General features: G+C 56.7%; 21 protein-coding genes. 5 read left to right on the top strand and 16 right to left on the bottom strand.

Annotated features, from left to right (window positions below; all coding sequences use genetic code 11):
* Window positions 1-29: 29 nt before the first annotated feature.
* From glmM to rlmE, 4 genes are all read right to left on the bottom strand, one after another.
* Window positions 30-1,367 (bottom strand): phosphoglucosamine mutase, encoded by a 1,338-nt coding sequence (gene glmM / locus AC19YQ_RS11195; protein ID WP_133078303.1) that lies wholly within the window; start codon window positions 1,365-1,367, stop codon window positions 30-32.
* Between the two features lie 16 nt (window positions 1,368-1,383).
* Window positions 1,384-2,235 carry a dihydropteroate synthase gene (gene folP / locus AC19YQ_RS11200; protein WP_326397334.1) on the bottom strand — a complete coding sequence of 284 codons (852 nt, stop codon included), beginning with the start codon at window positions 2,233-2,235 and terminating at the stop codon, window positions 1,384-1,386.
* Between the two features lie 8 nt (window positions 2,236-2,243).
* Window positions 2,244-4,151, bottom strand: a complete 1,908-nt coding sequence (gene ftsH / locus AC19YQ_RS11205; protein ID WP_133078305.1) for an ATP-dependent zinc metalloprotease FtsH — start codon at window positions 4,149-4,151, stop codon at window positions 2,244-2,246.
* A 191-nt stretch (window positions 4,152-4,342) separates the two neighbouring features.
* A complete protein-coding gene (gene rlmE, locus AC19YQ_RS11210) occupies window positions 4,343-4,993 on the bottom strand; it encodes a 23S rRNA (uridine(2552)-2'-O)-methyltransferase RlmE (RefSeq protein WP_019825907.1) in 651 nt (216 codons plus the stop codon).
* Between the two features lie 107 nt (window positions 4,994-5,100).
* Here rlmE and yhbY point away from each other — a divergent pair, with 107 nt between their 5' ends.
* A complete protein-coding gene (gene yhbY / locus AC19YQ_RS11215) occupies window positions 5,101-5,409 on the top strand; it encodes a ribosome assembly RNA-binding protein YhbY (protein ID WP_019825905.1) in 309 nt (102 codons plus the stop codon).
* A 278-nt stretch (window positions 5,410-5,687) separates the two neighbouring features.
* Here the strand turns inward: yhbY and greA are convergent, their stop codons facing one another.
* The 7 genes from greA to grpE all read right to left on the bottom strand — a co-directional run bounded on the left by greA (window position 5,688) and on the right by grpE (window position 15,738).
* Window positions 5,688-6,164: a transcription elongation factor GreA gene (gene greA / locus AC19YQ_RS11220; protein WP_019825904.1), complete on the bottom strand. Its 477-nt coding sequence runs from the start codon at window positions 6,162-6,164 to the stop codon at window positions 5,688-5,690.
* Window positions 6,161-9,382: a carbamoyl-phosphate synthase large subunit gene (gene carB / locus AC19YQ_RS11225; RefSeq protein WP_019825902.1), complete on the bottom strand. Its 3,222-nt coding sequence runs from the start codon at window positions 9,380-9,382 to the stop codon at window positions 6,161-6,163. The genes greA and carB overlap by 4 nt, the downstream gene beginning before the upstream one ends.
* A gap of 114 nt (window positions 9,383-9,496) precedes the next feature.
* Window positions 9,497-10,633 (bottom strand): glutamine-hydrolyzing carbamoyl-phosphate synthase small subunit, encoded by a 1,137-nt coding sequence (gene carA, locus AC19YQ_RS11230; protein WP_133078306.1) that lies wholly within the window; start codon window positions 10,631-10,633, stop codon window positions 9,497-9,499.
* 259 nt (window positions 10,634-10,892) lie between these two features.
* A complete protein-coding gene (dapB, locus tag AC19YQ_RS11235; protein WP_133078307.1) occupies window positions 10,893-11,699 on the bottom strand; it encodes a 4-hydroxy-tetrahydrodipicolinate reductase in 807 nt (268 codons plus the stop codon).
* A 10-nt stretch (window positions 11,700-11,709) separates the two neighbouring features.
* Window positions 11,710-12,834 carry a molecular chaperone DnaJ gene (dnaJ, locus tag AC19YQ_RS11240; RefSeq protein WP_019825896.1) on the bottom strand — a complete coding sequence of 375 codons (1,125 nt, stop codon included), beginning with the start codon at window positions 12,832-12,834 and terminating at the stop codon, window positions 11,710-11,712.
* Window positions 12,835-13,154: 320 nt separating this feature from the next.
* Entirely contained in the window at window positions 13,155-15,071 is a 1,917-nt protein-coding gene (gene dnaK / locus AC19YQ_RS11245) for a molecular chaperone DnaK (RefSeq protein ID WP_019825894.1), read from the bottom strand.
* Between the two features lie 100 nt (window positions 15,072-15,171).
* The gene (grpE, locus tag AC19YQ_RS11250; RefSeq protein ID WP_133078309.1) at window positions 15,172-15,738 is read right to left on the bottom strand and encodes a nucleotide exchange factor GrpE; all 567 of its coding nucleotides are present in this window, start codon (window positions 15,736-15,738) and stop codon (window positions 15,172-15,174) included.
* 252 nt (window positions 15,739-15,990) lie between these two features.
* Here grpE and recN point away from each other — a divergent pair, with 252 nt between their 5' ends.
* Window positions 15,991-17,673: a DNA repair protein RecN gene (gene recN, locus AC19YQ_RS11255; RefSeq protein WP_326397331.1), complete on the top strand. Its 1,683-nt coding sequence runs from the start codon at window positions 15,991-15,993 to the stop codon at window positions 17,671-17,673.
* A 96-nt stretch (window positions 17,674-17,769) separates the two neighbouring features.
* On the opposite strand, the gene fur is transcribed toward recN, so the two are convergent.
* Window positions 17,770-18,183 carry a ferric iron uptake transcriptional regulator gene (gene fur, locus AC19YQ_RS11260; RefSeq protein WP_019825889.1) on the bottom strand — a complete coding sequence of 138 codons (414 nt, stop codon included), beginning with the start codon at window positions 18,181-18,183 and terminating at the stop codon, window positions 17,770-17,772.
* A 98-nt stretch (window positions 18,184-18,281) separates the two neighbouring features.
* Here fur and AC19YQ_RS11265 point away from each other — a divergent pair, with 98 nt between their 5' ends.
* Complete coding sequence (locus AC19YQ_RS11265) at window positions 18,282-18,809, top strand: outer membrane protein assembly factor BamE (RefSeq protein WP_048352541.1); 528 nt, start codon at window positions 18,282-18,284, stop codon at window positions 18,807-18,809.
* Window positions 18,810-18,866: 57 nt separating this feature from the next.
* Here AC19YQ_RS11265 and AC19YQ_RS11270 read toward each other — a convergent pair whose 3' ends face one another.
* Genes AC19YQ_RS11270 through AC19YQ_RS11280 form a run of 3 tightly spaced genes read right to left on the bottom strand, consistent with a single transcriptional unit; the run spans window position 18,867 to window position 21,022 of the window.
* Complete coding sequence (locus AC19YQ_RS11270; protein WP_500595134.1) at window positions 18,867-19,184, bottom strand: RnfH family protein; 318 nt, start codon at window positions 19,182-19,184, stop codon at window positions 18,867-18,869.
* Window positions 19,177-19,611, bottom strand: a complete 435-nt coding sequence (locus tag AC19YQ_RS11275) for a type II toxin-antitoxin system RatA family toxin (RefSeq protein ID WP_019825884.1) — start codon at window positions 19,609-19,611, stop codon at window positions 19,177-19,179. Before AC19YQ_RS11275 ends, AC19YQ_RS11270 begins: the two co-directional genes overlap by 8 nt.
* A 7-nt stretch (window positions 19,612-19,618) precedes the next feature.
* Window positions 19,619-21,022: a sodium-dependent transporter gene (locus AC19YQ_RS11280; RefSeq protein WP_500595135.1), complete on the bottom strand. Its 1,404-nt coding sequence runs from the start codon at window positions 21,020-21,022 to the stop codon at window positions 19,619-19,621.
* 117 nt (window positions 21,023-21,139) lie between these two features.
* On the opposite strand from AC19YQ_RS11280, the gene smpB reads away from it, so the two are divergent.
* Entirely contained in the window at window positions 21,140-21,622 is a 483-nt protein-coding gene (smpB, locus tag AC19YQ_RS11285) for an SsrA-binding protein SmpB (protein ID WP_048362119.1), read from the top strand.
* A gap of 121 nt (window positions 21,623-21,743) precedes the next feature.
* Here smpB and AC19YQ_RS11290 read toward each other — a convergent pair whose 3' ends face one another.
* Window positions 21,744-22,511, bottom strand: a complete 768-nt coding sequence (locus AC19YQ_RS11290) for a GntR family transcriptional regulator (protein ID WP_133078313.1) — start codon at window positions 22,509-22,511, stop codon at window positions 21,744-21,746.
* A 260-nt stretch (window positions 22,512-22,771) separates the two neighbouring features.
* On the opposite strand from AC19YQ_RS11290, the gene AC19YQ_RS11295 reads away from it, so the two are divergent.
* Window positions 22,772-24,466, top strand: coding sequence for a lactate permease LctP family transporter (locus tag AC19YQ_RS11295; protein WP_133078314.1), 1,695 nt, complete (start codon window positions 22,772-22,774; stop codon window positions 24,464-24,466).
* Window positions 24,467-24,572: the final 106 nt, after the last annotated feature.

Raw genomic sequence — 24,572 nt, forward strand, 5'->3', positions numbered from 1 at the left:
CCAACCAAATCCGCGCTGGCAAGCCGAATTCAGGCACAAACTTCACTTACCAGCTTTGCCAGCTCGTCGGCGTAGCCGCGAACCATGTTTTCGTCATCGCCTTCGACCATTACACGCACCAAAGGCTCTGTTCCCGACTTGCGCAGCAGCACGCGACCACGACCCTTCATGGCCTCAGTCACACGCGCGCACGCTTCCTTGACCGCCGGGTGCTCAACAGGATTCACGCCGCCAGCAAAACGCACGTTCACCAGAATCTGCGGGCACTTGCGCAAAGCCTGACGCGACTGGGCAAGACTTTCATCGCGACGACGCAATGACAGCAACACCTGAAGCGCTGCGATGATCGCGTCACCCGTCGTGGTGTGCTGGAAGCAGACGATGTGCCCGGAGTTCTCGCCACCCACCAGCCAATCGCGCTCTTGCAGGCCAGCGATGACGTAACGGTCTCCCACATTGGCGCGCACAAACGGGATACCCAGGTCAGCCAGCGCCAGTTCAAGCCCAAGGTTGCTCATCAGCGTGCCGACGACGCCACCTTGCAACTTGCCACGCTCGTGCAAATCACGGGCGATGATGAACAGCAATTCATCGCCATCAACTACGGCACCCGTATGATCGACCATGAGAACCCGATCACCATCGCCATCAAAAGCGATGCCCAGGTCTGCACCTTCAGCCACAACGGCAGCCTGCAACTGCCCCATATGGGTCGAACCGCAGTTTTCGTTGATGTTCAGTCCATCAGGCTGGGCCGACAGCACGACGACCTGGGCTCCCAGCTCTTTGAAAACACTAGGCGCAACCTTGTAGGTGGCACCGTGGGCGCAATCGAGAACAATCTTGAGGCCGCTGAAGTTGGTACTGCTTGGCACACTGCTTTTGCAGAACTCGATATAGCGACCCGGAGCATCATTGATACGCGACACTTTCCCCAGCTTGTCAGACTCGACAACCGTCATGGGTGCGTCCAACAACTCTTCAATCATCAATTCAACATCATCAGGGAGCTTGGTGCCGTCCCCGGAAAAGAACTTGATGCCGTTATCATCATGAGGATTGTGCGAAGCGCTGATCACGATGCCTGCTTCGGCATGGAAGGTGCGCGTCAGGTAGGCAATAGCCGGCGTGGGCATAGGGCCCAGCAGCATCACATCAGCCCCGGCAGCAGACAGGCCTGCCTCCAGCGCGGATTCGAACATATAACCCGATATGCGAGTGTCCTTGCCTACCAGGATCCGGCAAGCACCCTTGCTACGAAACGCCATGCCCGCCGCCCAGCCCAACTTGAGCATAAAGTCAGGGGTAATCGGGTAAACGCCGACCCGACCACGAATACCGTCGGTGCCAAAATACTTCTTTGTCATAAGCGCTCCATCATTCTTAGTCGGCGGAATCTACCGCTGCGATCATCCGTACCACATCAACTGTTTCGGCAACGTCATGGACACGCAGAATGCGCGCGCCCTTGGTCATCGCCAATGCCGCAAGAGCCAGGCTGCCATAGAGCCTCTCTGCAACCGGCCGGTTCAGTGTTTGCCCGACCATACTTTTACGTGACACGCCCACCAGCAAAGGTCGACCCAGCGCATGCAGGGCCTCCATATGCTTGAACAGGCTCAAATTGTGCTGCAAGGTTTTGGCAAAACCAAAACCCGGGTCCAGCACGATGCTCTCAGGCCCGATACCTGCCGCCGCACAGCGCGCCATGCTGTCAGCCAGAAACGCCGACACCTCGCCCACCAGATCTTCGTAGTGCGGATTGTCCTGCATGTCGCCGGGCTCACCGAGCATATGCATCAGACACACCGGCAAACCGGTGGCCGCAGCGGCCTGCAAGGCACCCTCACGACGCAGCGAACGCACATCATTGATAAGCCCCGCCCCGAGACGCGCAACCTCAGTCATGACGATTGGCGCGGAGGTATCGACCGAAATAATGACATCCAGTTCCCGGCTTATACGCTCGACAACAGGAGCAACCCGATCGAGCTCTTCCTGAGACGAAACGGCAGGCGCTCCGGGGCGAGTTGACTCACCGCCAACATCAATCAGAGTTGCACCCGCCTCAACCATCGCCTGCGCATGGCGCAGAGCAGCATCCACAGCAGCAAAGCGGCCGCCGTCGGAAAAGGAATCAGGGGTGACATTGAGAATGCCCATAATATGCGTATGGGCCAAATCAAGAACCCGGTTGCCGCAAGGCAACCGGGTCGAGGACTGAACAGAAGTCATTTCAAGCCTTATTGATCAGCAGCAGGGCCGCCGATAGGTGTTTCCGGGCGCTCGGTTTTATCCAGCGTCGGGGCAGTCGGGGTACCCGAACTACCGTCTTCCCAGTCACGCGGCTCGCGCGGCGGACGACCCGCCATGATGTCGTCGATCTGATCGGCATCGATCGTTTCGTACTTCATCAACGCGTCAGCCATAGCATCGAGCTTGTCACGGTTTTCGGTCAGGATCTGCTTGGCCGTGTTGTAGCACTGATCAATGATGCTGCGTACTTCGGAGTCGATCAGCTTGGCTGTTTCGCCCGACACGCTTGCAGACTGACCACCACCACGACCCAGATAAGACTCTTCGTCCTCGGCATACATCAGAGGGCCAAGCTTCTCGGACAAGCCCCACTTGGTCACCATGTTCCGCGCAATCTGGCTGGCACGCATGATGTCGTTGGAAGCGCCGGTGGTAACACCGTCGAAACCCAGGGTCATCTCTTCAGCGATACGGCCACCATATAGCGAGCAGATCTGGCTGATCAGCGCACGCTTGGACAGGCTGTAACGATCTTCTTCCGGCAGGAACATGGTTACGCCCAAGGCGCGACCACGAGGGATGATCGAAACCTTGTAGACCGGATCATGCTCAGGCACTACGCGACCGACGATAGCGTGACCCGCCTCGTGATAAGCCGTGTTGCGCTTTTCTTTGTCCGACATGACCATCGATTTGCGCTCGGCGCCCATCATGATCTTGTCTTTAGCCAGCTCAAACTCTTTCATTTCAACAACACGCTTACCGGTGCGCGCTGCGAACAGGGAAGCTTCGTTCACCAGGTTTGCCAGATCGGCACCCGAGAAGCCCGGAGTACCACGTGCAATCACGCCCGGCTGGACATCATCGCCCATCGGCACTTTACGCATGTGCACCTTGAGGATCTGCTCGCGACCACGAATGTCCGGCAAGCCAACCACAACCTGACGGTCAAAACGACCTGGACGCAACAGCGCAGGATCGAGCACATCAGGACGGTTGGTGGCAGCAATCACAATGATGCCGTCATTCATCTCAAAGCCGTCCATCTCAACCAGCAACTGGTTAAGCGTCTGCTCGCGCTCATCATGACCGCCGCCCATGCCGTTACCACGGTGACGGCCGACCGCATCGATTTCATCGATAAAGATGATGCAGGGTGCGTGTTTCTTGGCTTGTTCAAACATGTCACGAACACGGCTTGCGCCGACGCCCACGAACATTTCAACAAAGTCGGAACCGGAAATCGTGAAGAACGGCACCTTGGCTTCGCCCGCGATTGCCTTGGCAATCAGGGTTTTACCGGTACCCGGTGGGCCAACCATCAGCACACCACGAGGAATACGACCACCCAGGCGCTGGAACTTGCCCGGATCTCGCAGGAATTCGACCAGTTCGCCGACTTCTTCCTTCGCCTCATCACAACCCGCTACGTCAGCCAGAGTCGTTTTGACCTGGTCTTCCGACAGCAGCCGCGCCTTGCTCTTGCCAAAGCTCATCGGGCCGCCTTTGCCGCCGGCACCGCCCTGCATCTGGCGCATCATGAACATGAAGACAGCGATGATCACCAGAATCGGGAAGCTTGCAACCAGCAGCTGAGTCCAGATGCTTTGTTGCTCTGGCAGTTTGCCCTCAACGGTCACATGGTTATCCACCAGGTCACCGATCAAACCGTTGTCCTGAATAGCCGGACGGATGGTTTTGAAGGAATCGCCATCGCTGCGTTTGCCGGTAATCACGTAGCCATCCACGGCAACGCGCTCGACCTTGCCATCCTTAACTTGCTGGATGAAGTCGGAATAGTTGAGGGTTTGTGGCTCGTTTGGACTGGAGAAGTTGTTCATCACTGTCACCAGGACAGCGGCGATGATCAACCACAGGATCAGATTCTTTGCCATATCGTTCAATTAGCTACCCTCTGAAGCAAGCCCCGCTACTGAAGCGTGCTTCGCATGATATTCACCGGCATAACTTACTACATTGCCTACAACCCTTGCAGGCTCCGTCTGTAACCCTTTGTGAAACTTTGACTACACAATATTCGTTATGCCAGATCTGTAAAGCGATTCAAAAAAAACTATCGCCCTTGTCAGAGACGCTCATCACTGGCGGAACCATCGATACCGCGGAAGCCGCGCCCCAGCAAATACTGCTCGCGGGACCTGTCTCGAGACGACGACGGCTTGCGCATCTGCACCTTGTCGAACAGCTTGCGAATGTCTTTGTGGTACTGATCGAAGCCTTCGCCTTGGAAAACTTTAATCAGAAAATCACCACCAGGACGTAGGACGCGACCAGCAAGGTCCAGTGCCAATTCGCACAGGAACATCGCCCGGGGCATATCCACAGCGGCCAATCCACTCATATTGGGGGCCATATCAGAAATCACAAGGTCTACTTGCGTATTTCCTACTGCTTCGAGGATCTGTGCCAGTACGGCGTCCTCGGTAAAGTCGCCCTTGATGAAGGTCACATCAGGAATGCTGTCCATGTCCAGGATGTCGGAAGCAATCAAACGCCCCTGACCACCGATCAGACGACTGGTCACCTGTGACCAGCCACCCGGGGCAGCACCCAGGTCAATCACTGTCATGCCGGGACGAATGAGTCGATCGCGCTCTTGAATCTCCAGCAATTTGTAGCTGGCGCGCGAGCGATACCCGTCTTTTTGCGCCATTTTGACGTACGGGTCGTTGAAATGCTCTTTCAGCCAGTTAAGGCTAGTCTTGGAACGGGCCACGGGCCACCTCAAAAATTTTAAACGGGTCGTGATTAACTGGGCGGTCTGGGACTCGCTCGGGTAAACTGGCCGCCGCTTTTTACAAGATCAGACACAGGGGTCAGATTATGCCGCTCACTCAAGAGCAGAAGAAACAGTACAAATCCATTGGCCACCATCTGAAACCAGTTTTGACTGTGGCTGATAATGGTTTGACTGAAGGTGTTTTAGCCGAACTCGAACGCGCATTGGGCGATCACGAGCTGATTAAAATCAAAGTCAACATTCTGGATCGTGAATCCCGCCTGGAAGCCGTCGCACAAATGTGCAAGGCCGGCAAAGCGGAACTGGTACAGGTTATCGGCAAAATGGCGCTTCTGTACCGCAAGAACGTCAATGTAAACAAGCAACTGTCGAACATCCATCGCTTCAAGTGATGTCGACAAGGGTCAAGGGTGCGCCTGGCGCGCCCTGAAACTCTTCCAGGGATAAACCCGAGAGCCATGCAAGAACTGCCCGCGCAACGCATCAGGCAGCCAGAGACGCCCAACGCAACCCTTCCCGCACCTGCTACTCGCCTTTCAACTTGCAACGCTGCCAACCGGGTTCAGGCCAGCACCGCTAAAAATTCTGTGTGCAACAACCACAAGCTGCCGACCCGGAACACCCGGGCCAGCCGCCAAAGAAGTGCGCCCGCACAAGGCGGGCGCCATTCTTAGATGTGACGCACCTCAATGATCTCGTATTCAATAACACCGCCAGGTGTTTTCACCGCGACTACGTCACCCTCTTCCTTGGCAATCAAGGCACGAGCAAGTGGCGAACCCACGGAGATTTTTCCGAGCTTGAAGTCAGCTTCATCTTCACCAACGATCTGATAGACAACGCGCTCGTCAGTTTCAACGTTCGCGATCTCAACCGTGGTGCCGAAAATCACCTTGCCGGTGTGAGGAATCGCTGCCACATCAATAACCACTGCGTTTTGCAGACGGCCTTCGATGTCACGGATACGAGCCTCAGACATACCCTGGAGCTCACGAGCTGCATGGTATTCAGCATTTTCTTTCAAATCGCCCAACTCACGCGCCGTACCGATTTCCTTGCTCAGCTTCGGCCGAACAACCTTGGTCAGGTGTGCGAGTTCTTCCTCCAGGGCCTTGTGGCCCTGGACGGTCATTGGATACTTGATCATGACTTCAATCCTGCGTGTAGATCCTGCAAGCGGCGCACGGTTTTTTCAGGACCGAACTTGAGCGCTTCGCAGATCGCTTCGCCAGCAGCAATGGTCGTGGTGCAGTAGATCTTGTGCTGAAGCGCGTTGCGGCGAATGGAGTAGGAGTCAGCAATCGACTGACGACCCTCGGTAGTGTTGATGATCAAGGTAACTTCGTCATTCTTGATCATGTCGACAACGTGCGGACGACCTTCGGTCACCTTGTTCACGCGACGTACTTTCAAGCCGGCAGCTTCGATGAACTTGGCTGTGCCCGCCGTTGAAACGATCTCGAAGCCCAGGCTGATCAGGTCGCGAGCAACGCCAGCCACCAGGGGCTTGTCGTCGTCACGAACGCTGATGAAGGCAGTACCGCCAGTCGGCAGCACTTCGCTTGCACCCATCTGGGCCTTGGCAAAAGCTTCGCCGAAGGTATCGCCCACACCCATCACTTCACCGGTGGACTTCATCTCAGGGCCGAGAATCGGGTCAACACCCGGGAATTTGGCGAACGGGAAGACCGCCTCTTTCACGCTGTAGAAGTTAGGAATGATTTCTTTGGTGAAGCCGATTTCTTTCAGGGTTTTACCGGCCATCACGCGAGCTGCGATCATCGCCAGGGAAACACCGATGCACTTGGACACGAAAGGAACGGTACGCGAAGCACGCGGGTTCACTTCGATCACGTAGATATCTTCGCCCTGCAGAGCCAACTGCACGTTCATCAGGCCGACAACGCCCAATTCCAGAGCCATCTTCTTGACCTGCTCGCGCATCTCGTCCTGGATGTGCAGCGGCAGCGAGTACGGCGGCAGCGAACATGCAGAGTCACCAGAGTGAACACCCGCCTGCTCGATGTGCTGCATGATCGCGCCGATCACTACATCAGTACCGTCGCAGACAGCATCCACGTCCATTTCGATGGCACAGTTGAGGAAGTGATCCAGCAGCACAGGGCTGTCGTTGGACACTTTCACCGCGTCGCGCAGGTAGCGCTTGAGTTCTTCTTCTTCGTAAACGATTTCCATCGCACGGCCGCCCAATACGTAGGACGGACGAACAACCAGCGGGTAACCGATCTTGCCAGCGGCACGAATCGCTTCGTCTTCGCTGCGCACAGTGGCGTTTGGCGGCTGACGCAGGTTCAGGCGCTCAACCATCTGCTGGAAACGCTCGCGGTCTTCTGCACGGTCGATGGCGTCAGGGCTGGTACCGATGATCGGTACGCCGGCTTCTTCCAGGGCGCGGGCCAGTTTCAGCGGAGTTTGGCCGCCGTACTGGACGATCACGCCTTTTGGCTTCTCGACCCGCACGATTTCCAGAACGTCTTCGAGGGTTACGGATTCAAAGTACAAACGATCCGAAGTGTCGTAGTCGGTGGAAACGGTTTCCGGGTTGCAGTTGACCATGATGGTCTCGTAACCGTCTGCACGCAGTGCCAGAGCGGCGTGAACGCAGCAATAGTCGAACTCGATACCTTGGCCGATACGGTTCGGGCCACCGCCCAGGATCATGATCTTGTCACGATCCGAAGGGTTGGCTTCGCACTCTTCCTCGTAGGTGGAGTACATGTAGGCGGTGTCGGTGGCGAACTCGGCGGCGCAGGTGTCAACGCGCTTGTAGACCGGGAACACTTCCAGCTTGTGACGGTGACGACGCAGGTTTTTCTCGGTGACACCCAGCAGTACGGCCAGGCGCGCATCAGAGAAGCCCTTGCGCTTGAGGCGATACATGGCATCACGGTCAATCGAGGACAGCGCCATGGTCTTGATCTTTTCTTCGTCCTTGATCAGATCTTCGATCTGCACCAGGAACCAAGGGTCAATCATGTTCATGCCGAAGATATCTTCGACGGTCATGCCTGCGCGGAACGCGTCAGCCACGTACCAGATACGCTCGGCGCCCGGCACGGTCAGCTCGCGCTTGAGCACGGCCATGCTTTCCGGGTTGCTCAGGTCCAGCTTTGGATCAAGACCGCTTACACCCACTTCAAGACCGCGAAGGGCCTTCTGCAGGGATTCCTGGAAAGTCCGGCCGATAGCCATGACTTCACCCACAGATTTCATCTGCGTGGTCAAACGAGCGTCAGCCTTGGCGAACTTCTCGAAAGCAAAGCGCGGCAGCTTGGTCACAACGTAGTCGATGGACGGCTCGAAGGACGCAGGAGTAGCGCCGCCGGTGATTTCGTTTTGCAGTTCGTCCAGGGTGTAGCCGATCGCCAACTTGGCAGCGATACGTGCAATCGGGAAACCGGTCGCTTTCGATGCCAGGGCCGAGGAACGCGATACACGCGGGTTCATCTCGATCACAACCATACGGCCGGTGTCCGGGCAAATACCGAACTGAACGTTGGAACCGCCGGTTTCAACGCCGATCTCACGCAGTACCGCCAGAGAGGCGTTACGCATGATCTGGTATTCCTTGTCCGTCAGGGTTTGTGCCGGAGCAACGGTGATCGAGTCACCGGTGTGCACGCCCATCGGGTCAAAGTTTTCAATCGAGCACACGATGATGCAGTTGTCCTTTTTATCGCGGACAACCTCCATCTCGTACTCTTTCCAGCCGATCAGGGATTCGTCGATCAGCAGCTCTTTGGTTGGCGACAGGTCCAGGCCGCGAGCGCAGATTTCTTCGAACTCTTCACGGTTGTAAGCAATACCGCCACCGGTGCCGCCCATGGTGAAGGACGGACGGATGATGCACGGGAAGCCCAGCTTTTCGAGAACCGCATTGGCCTCTTCCATGCTGTGAGCGATACCGGAACGCGGGCAGTCAAGACCGATGGACTTCATCGCCTTGTCGAAACGCGAACGGTCTTCAGCCTTGTCGATGGTGTCGGCATTGGCGCCGATCATCTCTACGCCGAACTTCTCCAGAACGCCTTCGCGCTCCAGATCCAGTGCGCAGTTCAGAGCAGTCTGGCCGCCCATGGTTGGGAGCAGTGCGTCCGGACGCTCTTTTTCGATGATCTTGGCAACGGTCTGCCATTTGATCGGCTCGATGTAGGTGGCGTCGGCCATGTCCGGGTCGGTCATGATGGTGGCCGGGTTGGAGTTCACCAGGATGACGCGATAACCCTCTTCGCGCAGGGCTTTACAGGCCTGGGCGCCGGAGTAGTCGAATTCACAGGCCTGGCCGATAACAATCGGGCCAGCGCCGAGAATCAGGATGCTTTTTATGTCTGTACGTTTTGGCATGGGTTTGTCACTCAAATCCGCAGGTCAGTCGGCAAGCTGTCAATCAGGCTTCTGAAGCGCCCTGGGGGCCACCGAAGGTCGGGGCCGCCACAGGGCGCTGCAGCAGGGAGCTGATCAGCGGCGCTTGGCCATCTCATTGATGAAGCGATCGAACAGCGGCGCAACGTCGTTCGGGCCAGGGCTTGCTTCAGGGTGACCCTGGAAGCTGAAAGCGCTCTTGTCGGTCAGCTCGATACCTTGCAGCGTGCCGTCGAACAGCGACTTGTGAATGGCGCGCACGTTGGCTGGCAAGGTTGCTTCGTCTACCGCAAAACCGTGGTTCTGGCTGGTGATCATCACAACACCGGTGTCCAGATCCTGGACCGGGTGGTTAGCGCCGTGGTGGCCATGACCCATTTTCACGGTCTTGGCGCCCGAGGCCAGAGCCAGCAGCTGGTGACCGAGGCAGATACCAAACACCGGAATCTCGGTATTCAGAACTTCCTTGATGGCCGTGATCGCGTAGTCGCAAGGCTCAGGATCGCCAGGACCGTTGGACAGGAACACGCCGTCAGGGTTGAGTGCCAGTACATCGCTGGCCGGGGTCTGAGCAGGAACCACCGTAACGCGGCAGCCGCGCTCAACCAGCATGCGCAGGATGTTCCATTTTACGCCGTAGTCGTACGCGACCACGTGGTAAGGCAGCTCGCTGGCTTCGATAGTCGGGTGACTGTCAGTGGCCAGGTTCCAGACGCTGGAGCGCCACTCGTAGGCTTTTTCAGTGCTGACGACTTTCGCCAGATCCATGCCTTTCAGGCCCGGGAAGCCGCGAGCAGCTGCGATTGCAGCCTCGTCAGAAATATTGTCGCCCGCCATGATGCAACCGTTCTGCGCGCCTTTCTCACGCAGGATGCGCGTCAGGCGGCGAGTGTCGATACCGGCGATGGCCACAACATTGTTGGCTTTCAGGTAGTCGGCCAGCGACATGGTGTTGCGCCAGTTGCTTGCAACCAGCGGCAGATCACGGATTACCAGACCTGCGGACCAGACACGATCAGACTCGGCGTCTTCCGGGGTAGTACCGGTATTGCCAACATGCGGGTAAGTCAGGGTCACGATTTGCTGAGCGTAGGAAGGATCCGTCAGGATCTCCTGGTAGCCAGTCATTGCGGTGTTAAACACCACCTCACCAACGGTTTGACCGTCGGCCCCAATGGCTTCGCCGCGAAAAATGCTGCCATCAGCGAGGGCGAGTATGGCTTGCTTAGTCAAGAAGACCTCCCGTAAATAAAGCCTGAAAGGGCGATCGCAGGTTGTAAAAAAGCGGAGTGACGTATGGACACGTCACCCCGCTTCTTCATCGAATTATCTGCGCGCTTTTAGTGGACACACTAAAGCTGTAGCTTACAGAAAAAGGCTTTTTTGGTCTACCGCTAAAGAGTCTAAAAGACAGGAGAATGCGACAGGAAATCGCTTAGCGGTTAAAAATCGGGCTGCTGGCGCGCCAACAGCCCGATTTTACAGAGATAACTCAACGTAGGTCGAGCACATCCTGCATGTCATACACGCCAGGCTCTCGCCCTTCCAGCCACAAGGCAGCACGAACGGCACCCTTGGCAAAGGTCATGCGACTGGATGCCTTGTGGGTAATCTCGAGACGCTCACCTTCAGTGGCAAACAGCACCGTATGATCACCCACCACATCACCGCCGCGCACAGTGGCAAAACCGATGGTTTCACGGTCACGAGCACCGGTATGGCCTTCACGACCATATACCGCAACCTTTTGCAGATCGCGGCCCAGCGCATCGGCAATCACCTCACCCATCCGCATCGCCGTTCCCGAAGGAGCGTCGACCTTGTGCCGATGGTGCGCCTCGATGATTTCGATATCCGCCTCATCACCCATCACCCGCGCCGCCATATCCAGCAACTTGAATGACAGATTGACCCCGACACTGAAGTTGGAAGCAAAGACAATCGCAATGTCCTGACCCGCTTCGACCAACAGCTGTTTTTGCGCCGCACTCAAGCCCGTGGTGCCAATCACCATGGCCTTGCCCAGCTTGCGACACACCGCCAGATTGCCCAGCATCACCTCAGGCAAAGTGAAATCGATGAGCACATCAAAATCAGCAGCGACCTCCTGCAGGCTGGCCGACAACGGCACATCAATTCGCCCGATAGAAGCCAGCTCGCCAGCATCAGCCCCCACCAGGGAACTGCCCGGACGAACGATTGCCGCCGTCAGCCCGCACAGTGGCGAGCGCTGCTGCACCGCATCGATCAATGTCTTGCCCATGCGCCCGGCAGCGCCCATCACAGCTATACGTCGCATCTACCGCTCCTTACAGGTCGCCGAAAAAACGCTTCACGCCTTCAAACCAGCCCGTGGCGTTTGGGGAATGGCAGCTATCGCCTTCCAGCGTGGTACGGAACTCTTCCATCAGTTCACGCTGACGACGACTCAACTTGACCGGAGTTTCAACTACAACGCGGCACATCAGATCGCCTGCACCACCGCCACGCACCGGAGCAACGCCCTTGCCACGCAAGCGGAACTGCTTGCCAGTCTGAGTACCTTCAGGGACTTTCAACTTGACCCGACCATCCAGCGTTGGCACTTCAAGCTCTGCGCCCAATGCGGCATCAGCCACGCTGATCGGCACTTCACAGAACAAATGCTTGCCGTCGCGCTGGAAAATCGCGTGCTCGCGCACATCGATCACTACATACAGATCACCAGTCGGCCCACCCTGTACGCCTGCCTCGCCTTCGCCCGACAGACGAATGCGATCGCCGGTATCAACGCCCGCAGGGACTTTGACGGAAAGGGTTTTGTATTCTTCTACACGGCCTTCGCCACGGCAGCTGTCGCACGGATCAGAGATGACCTTGCCTTGACCATGGCAACGCGGGCAAGTCTGCTGAACAGCGAAGAAACCCTGCTGCATGCGCACCTGACCAATACCGCCACAGGTTGTACAGGTCACAGGCGAAGAGCCCTTCTTGGCGCCCGAGCCGTCACATGGCTTGCAGTTGACCAGCGTCGGAACGCGGATATTGACCGTGGTACCGCGCACGGCTTCTTCCAGATCCAGCTCCAGCGTGTAGCGCAAATCACTACCACGCTGAGCGCCACCCCGGGAGCCGCCACGGCCACCACCAAAGAAATCGCTGAACACATCGCCAAAAATATCGGAGAAGTTCTGGCCGCCAAAACCAGCACCGCCGCCACCCATTTGCGGATCAACACCGGCATGACCGTATTGATCGTAGGCCGCACGCTTGCTGGAGTCCGACAGAACTTCGTAAGCTTCGTTAGCTTCCTTGAACAGTTCTTCCGAGGCCTTGTCATCCGGATTGCGGTCCGGGTGATGCTTCATCGCCAGTCGGCGATAAGCTTTTTTCAGTTCGATCTCAGTCGTAGTGCGTTCAACACCCAATATTTCGTAATAGTCGCGCTTTGCCATAATTCTTTGCACTCTCAAGGACGTTCGACAAAACCCTCCCGAGCCTCGCCAAACCCGCCAAGCCCGAAAAGGATCAGACCCGACTCACGTCTTTTCAACGATATTGGTTTCTGTTTAACAGCCAATGCATTGGCCGACAGGAGCGGTTACCTCTGGCCGGAAAACAAGAAAGATCCAGACCAAACCGCCAGCATTCGACCTTGTCGCATGCTGTAAAAATTCCTTTACTCCAGACACGCCAACGCGGGAGCAAGCTCCCGCGCGGCGACATCCTACCAGTCACCGCTAAAGCGCGGTCAACTGGCCGACAAACAAGCTGATTACTTGTTGTCTTTTACTTCTTCGAACTCAGCGTCGACAACGTCGTCCGCTTTTTCAGCCGAATCAGCTGGCTTGGCCGCTGCGTCTGCCGGGTTCGCTTGCTCGGCGTACATTTTCTGTGCAACCGGAGCAGACACCTTGGACAGCTCTTCAACCTTGGCTTCGATAGCAGCCTTGTCGTCGCCTTTAACAGCAGCTTCAAGTGCAACTACAGCAGCTTCGATTGCAGCTTTCTCTTCCTCGGTTACTTTGTCGCCAGCATCGACGATCATTTTGCGAGTCGAGTGAACCAGTGCGTCGCCCTGGTTACGTGCAGCTGCCAGCTCTTCGAACTTGCGGTCTTCCTCAGCATTGATCTCGGCATCGCGAACCATCTGAGCGATTTCTTCCTCGGACAGACCCGAGTTAGCCTTGATCACGATGGACTGAGACTTGCCAGTCGCCTTGTCTTTTGCACTTACGTGCAGGATGCCGTTGGCATCGATGTCGAAGGTTACTTCGATCTGAGGCACGCCACGTGGAGCGGGTGGAATGTCAGCCAGGTCGAACTTGCCCAACGACTTGTTCTGTGCGGCTTGCTTACGCTCACCTTGCAGCACGTGAATGGTCACAGCGCCCTGGTTATCGTCAGCAGTCGAGAACACTTGCGATTTCTTGGTAGGAATCGTGGTGTTTTTCTCGATCAGAGCAGTCATTACGCCGCCCATGGTTTCGATACCCAGAGTCAGCGGGCTCACGTCCAGCAACAGAACGTCTTTAACATCACCGGCCAATACCGCGCCCTGGATGGCAGCACCCATTGCAACAGCTTCGTCCGGGTTCACGTCTTTACGTGCTTCCTTGCCGAAGAACTCGGTTACCAGCTTCTGTACCAGCGGCATACGAGTCTGACCACCGACCAAGATCACGTCGTTGATCGCGCCAACGTCGATACCAGCGTCTTTCAGAGCAATGCGGCAAGGCTCGATGGTGCGCTGAACCAGGTCTTCAACCAGCGATTCCAGCTTGGCGCGGGAAATCTTCACGTTCAAGTGCTTAGGACCGGTGGCATCTGCAGTGATGTAAGGCAGATTCACGTCAGTCGACTGGCTCGAAGACAGTTCGATCTTGGCTTTTTCAGCAGCTTCTTTCAGACGCTGCATCGCCAGCGGGTCACCTTTGAGGTTCATGCCGCTTTCTTTCTTGAACTCGTCAACCAGGTAGTCGATCAGACGGATGTCAAAGTCTTCACCACCCAGGAACGTGTCACCGTTGGTTGCCAGCACTTCAAACTGGTGCTCGCCATCAACTTCGGCAATTTCAATGACCGACACGTCGAAAGTACCGCCACCCAAGTCATAAACGATGACAGTGTGGTCGCCCTTCGCTTTATCCATACCGTAAGCCAGAGCAGCTGCGGTTGGTTCGTTGATGATGCGTTTAACGTCCAGACCCGCGATACGGCCGGCGTCTTTGGTTGCCTGACGCTGGCTGTCGTTGAAGTAGGCCGGAACGGTAATGACCGCTTCAGTCACTGGCTCGCCGAGGTAGTCTTCGGCGGTTTTCTTCATTTTCTTCAGAATTTCAGCCGAGATCTGTGGCGGAGCCATTTTCTGGCCGTTCACTTCAACCCAAGCGTCGCCGTTGTCAGCCTTGGCGATCTTGTACGGAACCATCTGAATGTCTTTCTGTACAACTTCTTCGTCAAAGCGACGACCGATCAGACGCTTCACCGCGTACAGGGTGTTATGCGGATTGGTCACTGCCTGACGCTTGGCCGACTGGCCAACCAGAATTTCGCCATCATTGGCGTACGCAACGATCGACGGCGTAGTGCGCGCGCCTTCTGCGTTTTCGATAACTTTTGCTTTACCGTTTTCCAGAACCGAAACACACGAGTTGGTGGTCCCGAGGTCAATACCGATAATTCTGCCCATGTTTACTCTCCCTAAATTTGAATTTTGTTGCCGCAGCAGTAATGACCAACTGCGGCATTGCTTAACGCTTGACTTCTAAATGGGGGCCTTGCGGCCGATTTCAAGCCTTTTCGTCAATCGATGGCGAAACCGGCGCTGGCGCCTTGCTGACTACGACCATAGCCGGGCGCAGCAAGCGACCATTGAGCTGATAACCCTTTTGAAACACCTTGAGCACACTGTTTGGCTCCAGGTCAGCACTTTCCTGCATTGCCATCGCCTGATGATGCTCGGCATTGAAGGGCTCGCCGTGCGGGTCGATCGCTTCCAGCTGATAACGCTTCAGGGTGTCCTGGAACATTTTCAGGGTCAGTTCGATCCCTTCGCGCATCGGACGAATGTTTTCATCGTCCGGGCTGGACAGCTCAAGACCGCGCTCCAGACTGTCGATCACCGGCAACAGGTCGCCAGCGAACTTCTCCAGCGCAAACTTGTGAGCCTTCTCAACATCCTGCTCAGCGCGGCGGCGAACGTTCTGCAGATCGGCAGCTACGCGCAGAGCCTGATCATTAGCGGCTGCCAGCTGCTCTTCAAGCACCTGCACACGGGCTGCCAAATCTTCACCTGCTACATCGGCGGCCTGGTTGGCGTCCTGGTTCTGCGTATCCATAGTCTGTTCGTCTGCCATAGATTTCTCCTTTCAAACTTCGTCCGCGAGCTCGACTCGCGCTTCTGCCAAGGTATATGGGGTCGCAATTCTCAGGTTCAAGAGCCTGAAAACCAGAAAATAGATGTTAGAGCCCCCTGGCGTTACCTGCCAAAAAACAAAATCGAGCTAAAAAAACCAAAAAAACAAGCAAATCGAACTAAGCACAGCCATTGTCAGCACGAAACAAAACACTGTATAAATAACCAGACATTACGTTTTGGAGCAGCTCCTATGCTGGTGCACCTGTCCGTACACAACTACGCCATCGTTGAACATCTCGATCTCGAACTGGATCGCGGGATGAGTGTAATCACTGGCGAGACCGGTGCCGGCAAATCGATCATGCTCGACGCCCTGGGCCTCACACTAGGGGACCGCGCAGACAGCGGTGTTGTCCGCCCGGGAGCCGACAAGGCCGATATCCTGGCCACGTTCGACCTGCAAGACATACCAGAAGCCCGGGCCTGGCTTGCCGAGCGCGACCTGGAAGGCGAAGGTCCGTGCATCTTGCGCCGAGTCATTACTGCCGAAGGCCGCTCGCGCAGCTACATCAACGGCACCCCCTGCCCCCAAGGCGACCTCAAGGCCCTGGGCGAGCTGCTGATTGATATCCACAGCCAGCACGAGCACCAGTCGCTGCTCAAACCCGACACCCACCGCCGCCTGCTCGACGAGTTCGCCGGCGCCACCGACCTTGCCCGCCAGGTGCAATTGGCCGCGCAACGCTGGCGCCAGACCAGGCAAGAGCTTGAACACCTGTCCAACTCCGGCGATGAACAGCGCTCGCGCCATCAACTGCTCAGCTACCAGCTCGAAGAACTTGAAACCCTTTCCCTGGGCGAGAACGAACTGGAAGAACTGGAACAGGAACACAAAAACCTGACCAACGCCGAAACCTTGCTGACCATATGCCGCCAAGTGGTGGAGCAATGCAGCGAAAGCGACTCAGGCAACGTACTCAATGCCCTGACGGTGAGCCTCAATCGCCTTTCAAGCATCAACAACAACTCGGGCTCACTGGGCGAAGCCACCGATCTGCTGGCCAGCGCACAAATTCAAGTCGAAGAAGCCGTGGGCGAACTTAATCGCTTTATCGACCATTTTGATGCTGATCCAGGCCGACTGCAGTACCTGGAAGAAAGGCTCGACACCATCTATACACTGGCGCGCAAACACCGCGTGCAACCCACCGAAGTGGCTGCCTTGCAGCAAAAACTGCTGGATGAACTCGAAACCCTCAACGCCAACGACGAGAACATCGAACGCCTGGCCAATGAGCTGACCTCCTATTCCCGCCACTATCATGAGTGCGCCCGCGAACTCAGCAACTTGCGCAGCCAGGCTGCAACGCGCCTGAGCAGTGCCGTAGAAGAAGAGATACAGCGCCTTGGCATGCCCGGTGGCCGTTTCGTGATTGAACTGCGCCCACAGAGCAGCAATGACCCTATGCCACAAGGCCTGGAGCAGGTCGAACTGCTCGTAAGTGCCAACCCCGGCCAGCCACTCAAGGCATTGGCCAAAGTTGCCTCTGGCGGTGAACTGTCACGTATCAGCCTGGCCATCCAGGTAATTACCGCTCAAACATCCCGCGTACCCACTCTGGTATTCGACGAAGTGGATGTCGGGATTGGCGGCCCGACGGCCGAAATCGTGGGGCAACTGCTACGCCGCCTTGGCGAACGAGGCCAGGTACTGACAGTCACTCACTTGCCGCAAGTGGCTGCCCAATGTCATCAACACCTTTTTGTACACAAGGTCCGCGAGAGCGATACCACCCGTACTGCCGTGGCCAAACTGAGCAAAAAAGAGCGCGTAGAAGAAGTTGCACGCATGCTCGGCGGTGTCGACCTGACCAAAGAATCCTTGGCCCACGCCAAAAAAATGGTCGTCACTGCAAAGAATCTGGCGGCTTAACGACGAACGGTTATCAAAAGACCGATATCAGAAAGCACGAAGGCGGCCCTTGGGCCGCCTTCGATCGTTTCGCGAACCGTAGCTCGCGTGACATGCTTACTTGGACTTCTTGCGCACGTACAGCACCAAGTTGTGATCCACCAACTCAACACCGTGCTTGGCTGCAATGGCGTGCTGCAGTTTTTCGATGTCTTCGTCGAAAAACTCGATCACTTCACCGCTGTCCACGTTGACCATATGGTCGTGGTGGCCGCCGTCAGCATCAGCCAATTCAAAGACCGCATGACCGCCATCAAAGTTATGGCGAATCACCAGCCCGGCTGACTCGAACTGGGTCAGTACACGGTAAACCGTGGCCAGACCGACGTCCTCGCCTGCTTGCATAAGTGCCTTGTAAACGTCCTCGGCGCTCATGTGACGCTGCTCTGCAGAGTCAAGCATCTGTAGAATTTTGACTCGTGGCAGAGTCACCTTAAGTCCGGCCTTACGTAGTTCGCTATTTTCAACCATGGTTAGCTTTCTCGCGGAAGCGGCTTCGCAGCTTCTCTTAATACGGGTATGATCGGCGTTTACGTTGTCCCAGCCAAGATAGTGGAAGTCGCCCACCGATGCAAAACACCAAGCTCTTGCTAACCAGTTTCACCTTTGTGGGACTGCTCGCACTCGCCGGTTGTTCATTCCCCGGGGTTTACAAAATCGACATCCAACAGGGCAATGTCGTCACGCAGGACATGATAAACCAGTTACGCCCGGGAATGACCCGTCGGCAAGTGCGGTTTATCATGGGCAACGCCCTGCTGACCGATACATTCCACCCTGATCGCTGGGATTACCTGTATAGCCTGCAGCCCGGCGGCGGTGAACGCCAACAGGAACGCGTCAGCGTGTTCTTCAACCAAAATGACCAGCTCGTAAGCTTGTCAGGCGACTTTAAGCCTGGCGTAAGCCGCGACGAAGCCATTCTCGGCAAAACCGGCGGCACAAACGTGACCGAGCCGGCCACTGAAGCTCCAGTCGAGAAGAGCGAAGTTCCAGCCAAGCCTGGTTCGTTGCTTGATCAAATCCAGAAGGACGTAGACGGTGTTGAAACCGTACCGGTTCCTACGCCAGAACCTCTGGACACAACCGAACAATAAGCGTTCGGCACAAAAAAGCCCGGCATGCCGGGCTTTTTGTTGCCTGCTATAAAGTGCTCACTGCTGACTCAGGCGCTTGGCCTCGGCAGCTTTAGCCGCACGCTGACGCCGAATTTCTTTAGGGTCGGCCAGCAGCGGGCGATACATCTCAATGCGATCGCCCGCCTGCAACACCCGGGTTTCAGGCTCTGCGACATGCTTGCCGAATATCCCCACCGGGCAATTCGCAAGATCGAGTTCGGGAAACTCACGCCCCATGCCCGACGCCAAAACTGCAGCCCGTAAAGTCGTACCCTGGGGTACAACCACAGTCAGCAGGCACTGACGATCAACAGCGGCATACACCACCTCAACGTCAATCATGAGCTCAGCCATACAACTGCTTGGCACGCTGACAGAATGCATCCACCAGCGTGTTGGCCGCCTGATTGAACAAAGGCCCCAGGGTCGCCTTGACGATAGCCCCGGCGTAATCGAAGGTCATGTCCAGGCTGATCTTGCAGGCCTTCTCCCCCAACGGTTTGAACACCCACATACCGTGCAACTTGGTAAACGGGCCTTCTTCCAGATTCATTTCAATGGATTGACCCGGCACCAGCGTATTGCAGGTCACGAAGTGCTGGCTCAGGCCGCCCTTCGCCACGCCCAGGCTGGCGCGCATCAGCACCTCAGTGCTTTCCAGGATTTCGGCAGACGAACACCACGGCAAAAATTGCGGGTAACTCGCAACATCATTCACCAGGTCATAAAGAGCCTGGGCTGGATAAGGCAACAAAGCGGAGCGTTGGATATGGGTAGTCATGTCAGCGTTACTTCCACAGCTGGGCGGCAAACACAATCAGAATGCCGAGTGGCGCTACATAGCGCATCAAAAAAAGAGTCAGGGCGAACAACGCCGGGCTACGCATCGACAACTCGTCGCGAACCGCACCGCGCCCCATGATCCAGCCTGCAAAGACCACAAAGCACAGCCCGCCCAAAGGCAACATGATACGCGAGGTGAAGAAATCGACGACACCAAAGAAGTCCAGGCCGCTTGCAGCGCCCCATTGATAGAGGTGAAAACCCGAGTCTTCACTCACGAAAAACTTGGCCTGTTTCCAGATATTGAACGAAAACACCGTGCCCAGCCCAACAAACCAGCAACTGAACGCCAGCCAGAACGTGACCCACAAGCGTCGAACCTTGGTCCGCTCCACCAGATAAGCCACCATCGGCTCAAGCAATGAAATGGCTGAGCTCCAGGCGGCCACCGCCACCAGAACGAAAAACACCACGCCCATCAACTGACCAAACGCCACATTGCCGAAGGCAAAAGGCAAGGTCACAAACATCAACCCCGGCCCTTCGCCAGGGTTAAGTCCCGATGCGAAGACAATTGGAAACAATGCCAGCCCGGCGAGCAATGAGACAAACGTGTCGATCAGGGCGACCCCCACGACCGTTCCGGAAATCGATACGTTCTTCGGCATATACGCGCCGTAAATCATGATCGAGCCCACGCCCACACTCAGCGAAAAGAAGGCATGACCCATCGCAGCCAGCAAACCATCGAGCACGCGATCAGGGTTGAAGTCGAACATGAAATGCACGCCCTGCATAAAGTGCCCTGTGGTCATGCTGTAACCCAGCAACACCAGCAGCAGCACAAACAGCAACGGCATCATGATCTTCAGGCTGCGCTCAAGCCCCGCCACCACGCCTTTGGCAATCACATACGCCGACAACAACATAAACGCGGTGTGCCAGAAAGTGAGCCTCCAGGGGTTGGAAATCACGCCACCAAAGTACTCTCCGACCTGAGCAGCCGTCGCGCCCTGAAAATCACCCTTGCCCATATTAATGATGTAATCCAGCGACCAACCGCCCACCACGCTATAGAAAGATAAAATCAGCAGCGCCGTAATCATCCCGGCAAAAGCCCCCCACGACCAACGCCCCGAGTGCCCGGCCTCTACCGCCAAGACCCTCAAGGCATTCGCCGGACTAAGCCGCGCACGCCGCCCGATCAGGGTTTCAGCCAACATGACCGGCACACCAATCAGCGCGATGCAGGCCAAAAACACCAATACAAATGCGCCGCCGCCATAGACGCCAACCATGTAAGGAAATTTCCAGATACTGCCCAAACCCACGGCAGAACCGGTCGCAGCGAAAATAAAGACCCAACGGCTTGCCCAACTGCCGTGGACAGAAACCTTGTCTGTCGACATCGTTACTACGCCCAACCACTAAAAAAAGAGGGCGCATTGTCCGGGAATCAACCTACGTGCTCAAGCACGCAGGTGCCCGTAGCCGACACGCTCGCAACTGCCTATAATGCCGGCCCTATGGCTAAACAGAAGAAACACCCTACAGGGACCATCGCGCAGAATAAAAAAGCGCGACACGATTACTTCATCGAACATCGGTTCGAGGCTGGTCTGGTCCTGGCCGGCTGGGAAGTAAAAAGTCTGCGTGCAGGCAAGGCACAACTGGTCGACAGTTATGTGCTGCTCAAGGATGGTGAAGCATGGTTGCTCGGCAGCCATATTTCACCCCTGACGACTGCCAGCACCCACGTCATCGCCGACCCGACGCGCAGCCGCAAACTGCTGCTTAACCAGCGCGAGCTGGAAAAGCTGTTTGCCGCAGTGCAGCAGAAGGGTTACGCCTGCGTCTGCCTCTCGCTTTACTGGAGCAAGCACTTGATCAAGTGCGAAATTGCCCTGGGTAAAGGCAAGAAGGAATACGACAAGCGTCATACCGAGCGCGAGCGTGATTCTGACCGCGAGTTGCAGCGCGCAGTGCGCAACAAGGGCAAGGAAGACTAGTTCTTTCACCCTTGCTCTTGTGGGAGCGGGCTTGCTCGCGATGCAGGCGATACGGTCTTTCAGTAGAACCGCATCGATGCAATCGCGAGCAAGCCCGCTCCCACAAGTTTTGCCTTAACCTTTACAACCCATTACGCCGTTCGGCCCGCGCCATGCGCTGCACTTCCTGACGCACCTCTTCCAGTACCTCCTGCACGTACACCAAATGGCGGCTCGCCACTTCCCGGGCGTCCTCCGCCCTGCCCTCGATAATCGCCAGGTACAATTCGCGGTGCTGACTGATCAGCATGTCGCGCGTTTCGCTGCGCTGCTTGTACATGCCGCCAATGTTAGTCACCACGTTGCGCTTGAGCAGATCGAACAGCCCGCGAATCGTGTGCAACAACACCGCGTTATGGCTCGCCTCAGCGATAGCCAGATGGAAGCTCGCATCCGCCTCTCCCTCTTCCGAGCGACTGACCTCATCAACCCGCGCATAACAATCCTGCAATCGTTCAAACGCCAGCCGTAGTCGCTCGCGATCCATCTCGGTGGCTCTGGATGCGGCGTAAAAAGCGCACGAAGCCTCAAGGGTGTGACGAAACTCAAGCAGATCGCGCTGAGCTTCGGGGTTGCTTTCGAGCAGTTGCAGCAAGGGATCGCTGAACGTCGAGCCCAGCGATGTCGCCACATAATTGCCGCCACCCTGGCGACTGACCAGCAGCCCCTTGGCCGACAATTTCTGGATCGCCTCACGCAACGACGGGCGCGACACCCCAAACTGTTCCGCCAGCGCACGTTCGGCGGGCAAACGCTCACCCGACTTCAGCGTGCCCTCAAGGATCATCCCCTCAAGTTGCTCGACAATATCGTCCGACAAACGGCGCTGACGAATCTGATCAAACCCCATAACTGCTCTCCACCCTCCCGACCACGCGCCGGGGGCCGCTATTCTCGCTGATTCGCGCCACTCACACACCCACCAGAACACCGCCTGAAACCCCGGGCAGATGCCCCGACGACGAGCACCTCGACTAAAGATTGTGAGGCGGCAAATTGACACATGCCACATAAGGCTTTTAACCTAGCCAACAGCGACTGTAAATTGGTAATACCAATATACCAAATGCAATCGTAGCATCAACCAATAACAATTAGGGGCCACCCCATATGCAAACCTGGCAACAGCTCTACAGTCCGCTCGGCAGCCTCGGCCTGTCCGCTCTCGCGGCCGTTATCCCGATCGTATTCTTCTTCCTGGCCCTGGCCGTGTTCCGCCTCAAAGGTCACGTCGCAGGCAGCATTACCCTGGGCCTGTCGATTCTGGTGGCCATCTTTGCCTTCCAGATGCCTGTCGACATGGCCTTCGCAGCAGCGGGCTATGGATTTGCCTATGGCCTTTGGCCGATTGCCTGGATCATCGTTGCCGCGGTGTTCCTCTACAAATTGACCGTCAAGAGCGGCCAGTTTGAAATCATCCGCAGTTCCGTACTGTCGATCACTGACGATCAGCGCCTGCAAGTGCTGCTGATCGGCTTCTGCTTCGGTGCATTCCTTGAAGGTGCAGCCGGTTTCGGCGCCCCGGTAGCGATTACTGCCGCACTGCTCGTAGGCCTGGGCTTCAACCCTCTGTACGCAGCAGGCCTGTGCCTGATCGCCAACACCGCGCCGGTGGCCTTTGGCGCCCTGGGCATCCCGATCATCGTTGCAGGCCAGGTGACTGGCATCGACGCCTTCAAGATCGGCGCCATGGCTGGCCGTCAGCTGCCATTGCTGTCGCTGTTCGTACCGTTCTGGCTGGTCTTCATGATGGATGGCCTGCGCGGCGTGCGTGAAACCTGGCCCGCAGCCCTGGTGGCCGGCTTGAGCTTCGCCATCACCCAGTACTACACCTCGAACTACATTGGCCCGGAACTGCCGGACATCACCTCGGCCCTCGCCAGCCTGGTCAGCCTGACGCTGTTCCTCAAAGTGTGGCAACCAAAACGCACCGCAGGCGCTCAGATCGCTGGCGTTTCGTCGGACGTAACCGTCACCGCCAGTGCAGGTGGTTTCGGCAAGCCGACCAACCTGATGGCTTCGCCTTACAGCCTGATGCAGATCCTCAAAGCGTGGTCGCCGTTCCTGATCCTGACCGTGCTGGTCACCATCTGGACCCTCAAACCGTTCAAGGCCATGTTCTCCGCCGGTGGTTCGATGTACGGCTGGGTATTCAACTTCGCGATCCCGCACCTTGATCAACTGGTGATCAAGACTGCACCGATCGTCAACGCACCGACAGCCATTGCAGCCGTATTCAAACTTGACCCGATTTCAGCCACTGGCACCGCGATCTTCTTCTCCGCGCTGATCTCGATGCTGATCCTGAAAATCGACATCAAGACTGGTCTTACCACTTTAAAAGAGACCCTCTACGAACTCCGCTGGCCGATCCTGTCCATCGGTATGGTGCTGGCCTTTGCCTTCGTTACCAACTACTCGGGCATGTCTTCCACTATGGCCCTGGTGCTGGCAGGTACGGGCGCGGCATTCCCGTTCTTCTCGCCATTCCTTGGCTGGCTGGGCGTGTTCCTGACCGGTTCCGACACCTCGTCCAACGCCCTGTTCAGCTCGCTGCAAGCCACTACCGCACACCAGATCGGCGTCAGCGACACCCTGATGGTTGCCGCCAATACCAGCGGTGGTGTGACCGGCAAAATGATTTCCCCGCAATCGATCGCAGTGGCATGTGCCGCGACCGGTCTGGTGGGTAAAGAGTCTGACCTGTTCCGCTTCACCCTCAAGCACAGCCTGTTCTTCGCCACCATCGTTGGCCTGATCACGCTGGCCCAGGCGTACTGGCTCACCGGCATGCTGGTGCACTAATACACGCTATGGTTACTGCACATTAATGGCGCCGGGGCACAGCCCCGGCGTCAGTAATTCACTACCCGGTCCACCTCGGTGGACACATAACCGGGACCACCCGGAG

It is taken from the genome of Pseudomonas sp. MF06569 (assembly GCF_059862735.1).

What these genes read in the sequence shown, in the direction of transcription:
- smpB (WP_048362119.1), top strand. Translation starts at nt 21,140, where the DNA reads ATGGCTAAACAGAAGAAACACCCTACAGGGACCATCGCGCAGAATAAA.
- AC19YQ_RS11295 (WP_133078314.1), top strand. Translation starts at nt 22,772, where the DNA reads ATGCAAACCTGGCAACAGCTCTACAGTCCGCTCGGCAGCCTCGGCCTG.
- dapB (WP_133078307.1), bottom strand. Translation starts at nt 11,699, where the DNA reads ATGCGACGTATAGCTGTGATGGGCGCTGCCGGGCGCATGGGCAAGACA.
- recN (WP_326397331.1), top strand. Translation starts at nt 15,991, where the DNA reads ATGCTGGTGCACCTGTCCGTACACAACTACGCCATCGTTGAACATCTC.
- grpE (WP_133078309.1), bottom strand. Translation starts at nt 15,738, where the DNA reads ATGGCAGACGAACAGACTATGGATACGCAGAACCAGGACGCCAACCAG.
- AC19YQ_RS11270 (WP_500595134.1), bottom strand. Translation starts at nt 19,184, where the DNA reads ATGGCTGAGCTCATGATTGACGTTGAGGTGGTGTATGCCGCTGTTGAT.
- folP (WP_326397334.1), bottom strand. Translation starts at nt 2,235, where the DNA reads ATGACTTCTGTTCAGTCCTCGACCCGGTTGCCTTGCGGCAACCGGGTT.
- glmM (WP_133078303.1), bottom strand. Translation starts at nt 1,367, where the DNA reads ATGACAAAGAAGTATTTTGGCACCGACGGTATTCGTGGTCGGGTCGGC.
- ftsH (WP_133078305.1), bottom strand. Translation starts at nt 4,151, where the DNA reads ATGGCAAAGAATCTGATCCTGTGGTTGATCATCGCCGCTGTCCTGGTG.
- yhbY (WP_019825905.1), top strand. Translation starts at nt 5,101, where the DNA reads ATGCCGCTCACTCAAGAGCAGAAGAAACAGTACAAATCCATTGGCCAC.
- dnaK (WP_019825894.1), bottom strand. Translation starts at nt 15,071, where the DNA reads ATGGGCAGAATTATCGGTATTGACCTCGGGACCACCAACTCGTGTGTT.
- AC19YQ_RS11265 (WP_048352541.1), top strand. Translation starts at nt 18,282, where the DNA reads ATGCAAAACACCAAGCTCTTGCTAACCAGTTTCACCTTTGTGGGACTG.
- AC19YQ_RS11275 (WP_019825884.1), bottom strand. Translation starts at nt 19,611, where the DNA reads ATGACTACCCATATCCAACGCTCCGCTTTGTTGCCTTATCCAGCCCAG.
- dnaJ (WP_019825896.1), bottom strand. Translation starts at nt 12,834, where the DNA reads ATGGCAAAGCGCGACTATTACGAAATATTGGGTGTTGAACGCACTACG.
- AC19YQ_RS11290 (WP_133078313.1), bottom strand. Translation starts at nt 22,511, where the DNA reads ATGGGGTTTGATCAGATTCGTCAGCGCCGTTTGTCGGACGATATTGTC.
- greA (WP_019825904.1), bottom strand. Translation starts at nt 6,164, where the DNA reads ATGATCAAGTATCCAATGACCGTCCAGGGCCACAAGGCCCTGGAGGAA.
- fur (WP_019825889.1), bottom strand. Translation starts at nt 18,183, where the DNA reads ATGGTTGAAAATAGCGAACTACGTAAGGCCGGACTTAAGGTGACTCTG.
- carB (WP_019825902.1), bottom strand. Translation starts at nt 9,382, where the DNA reads ATGCCAAAACGTACAGACATAAAAAGCATCCTGATTCTCGGCGCTGGC.
- AC19YQ_RS11280 (WP_500595135.1), bottom strand. Translation starts at nt 21,022, where the DNA reads ATGTCGACAGACAAGGTTTCTGTCCACGGCAGTTGGGCAAGCCGTTGG.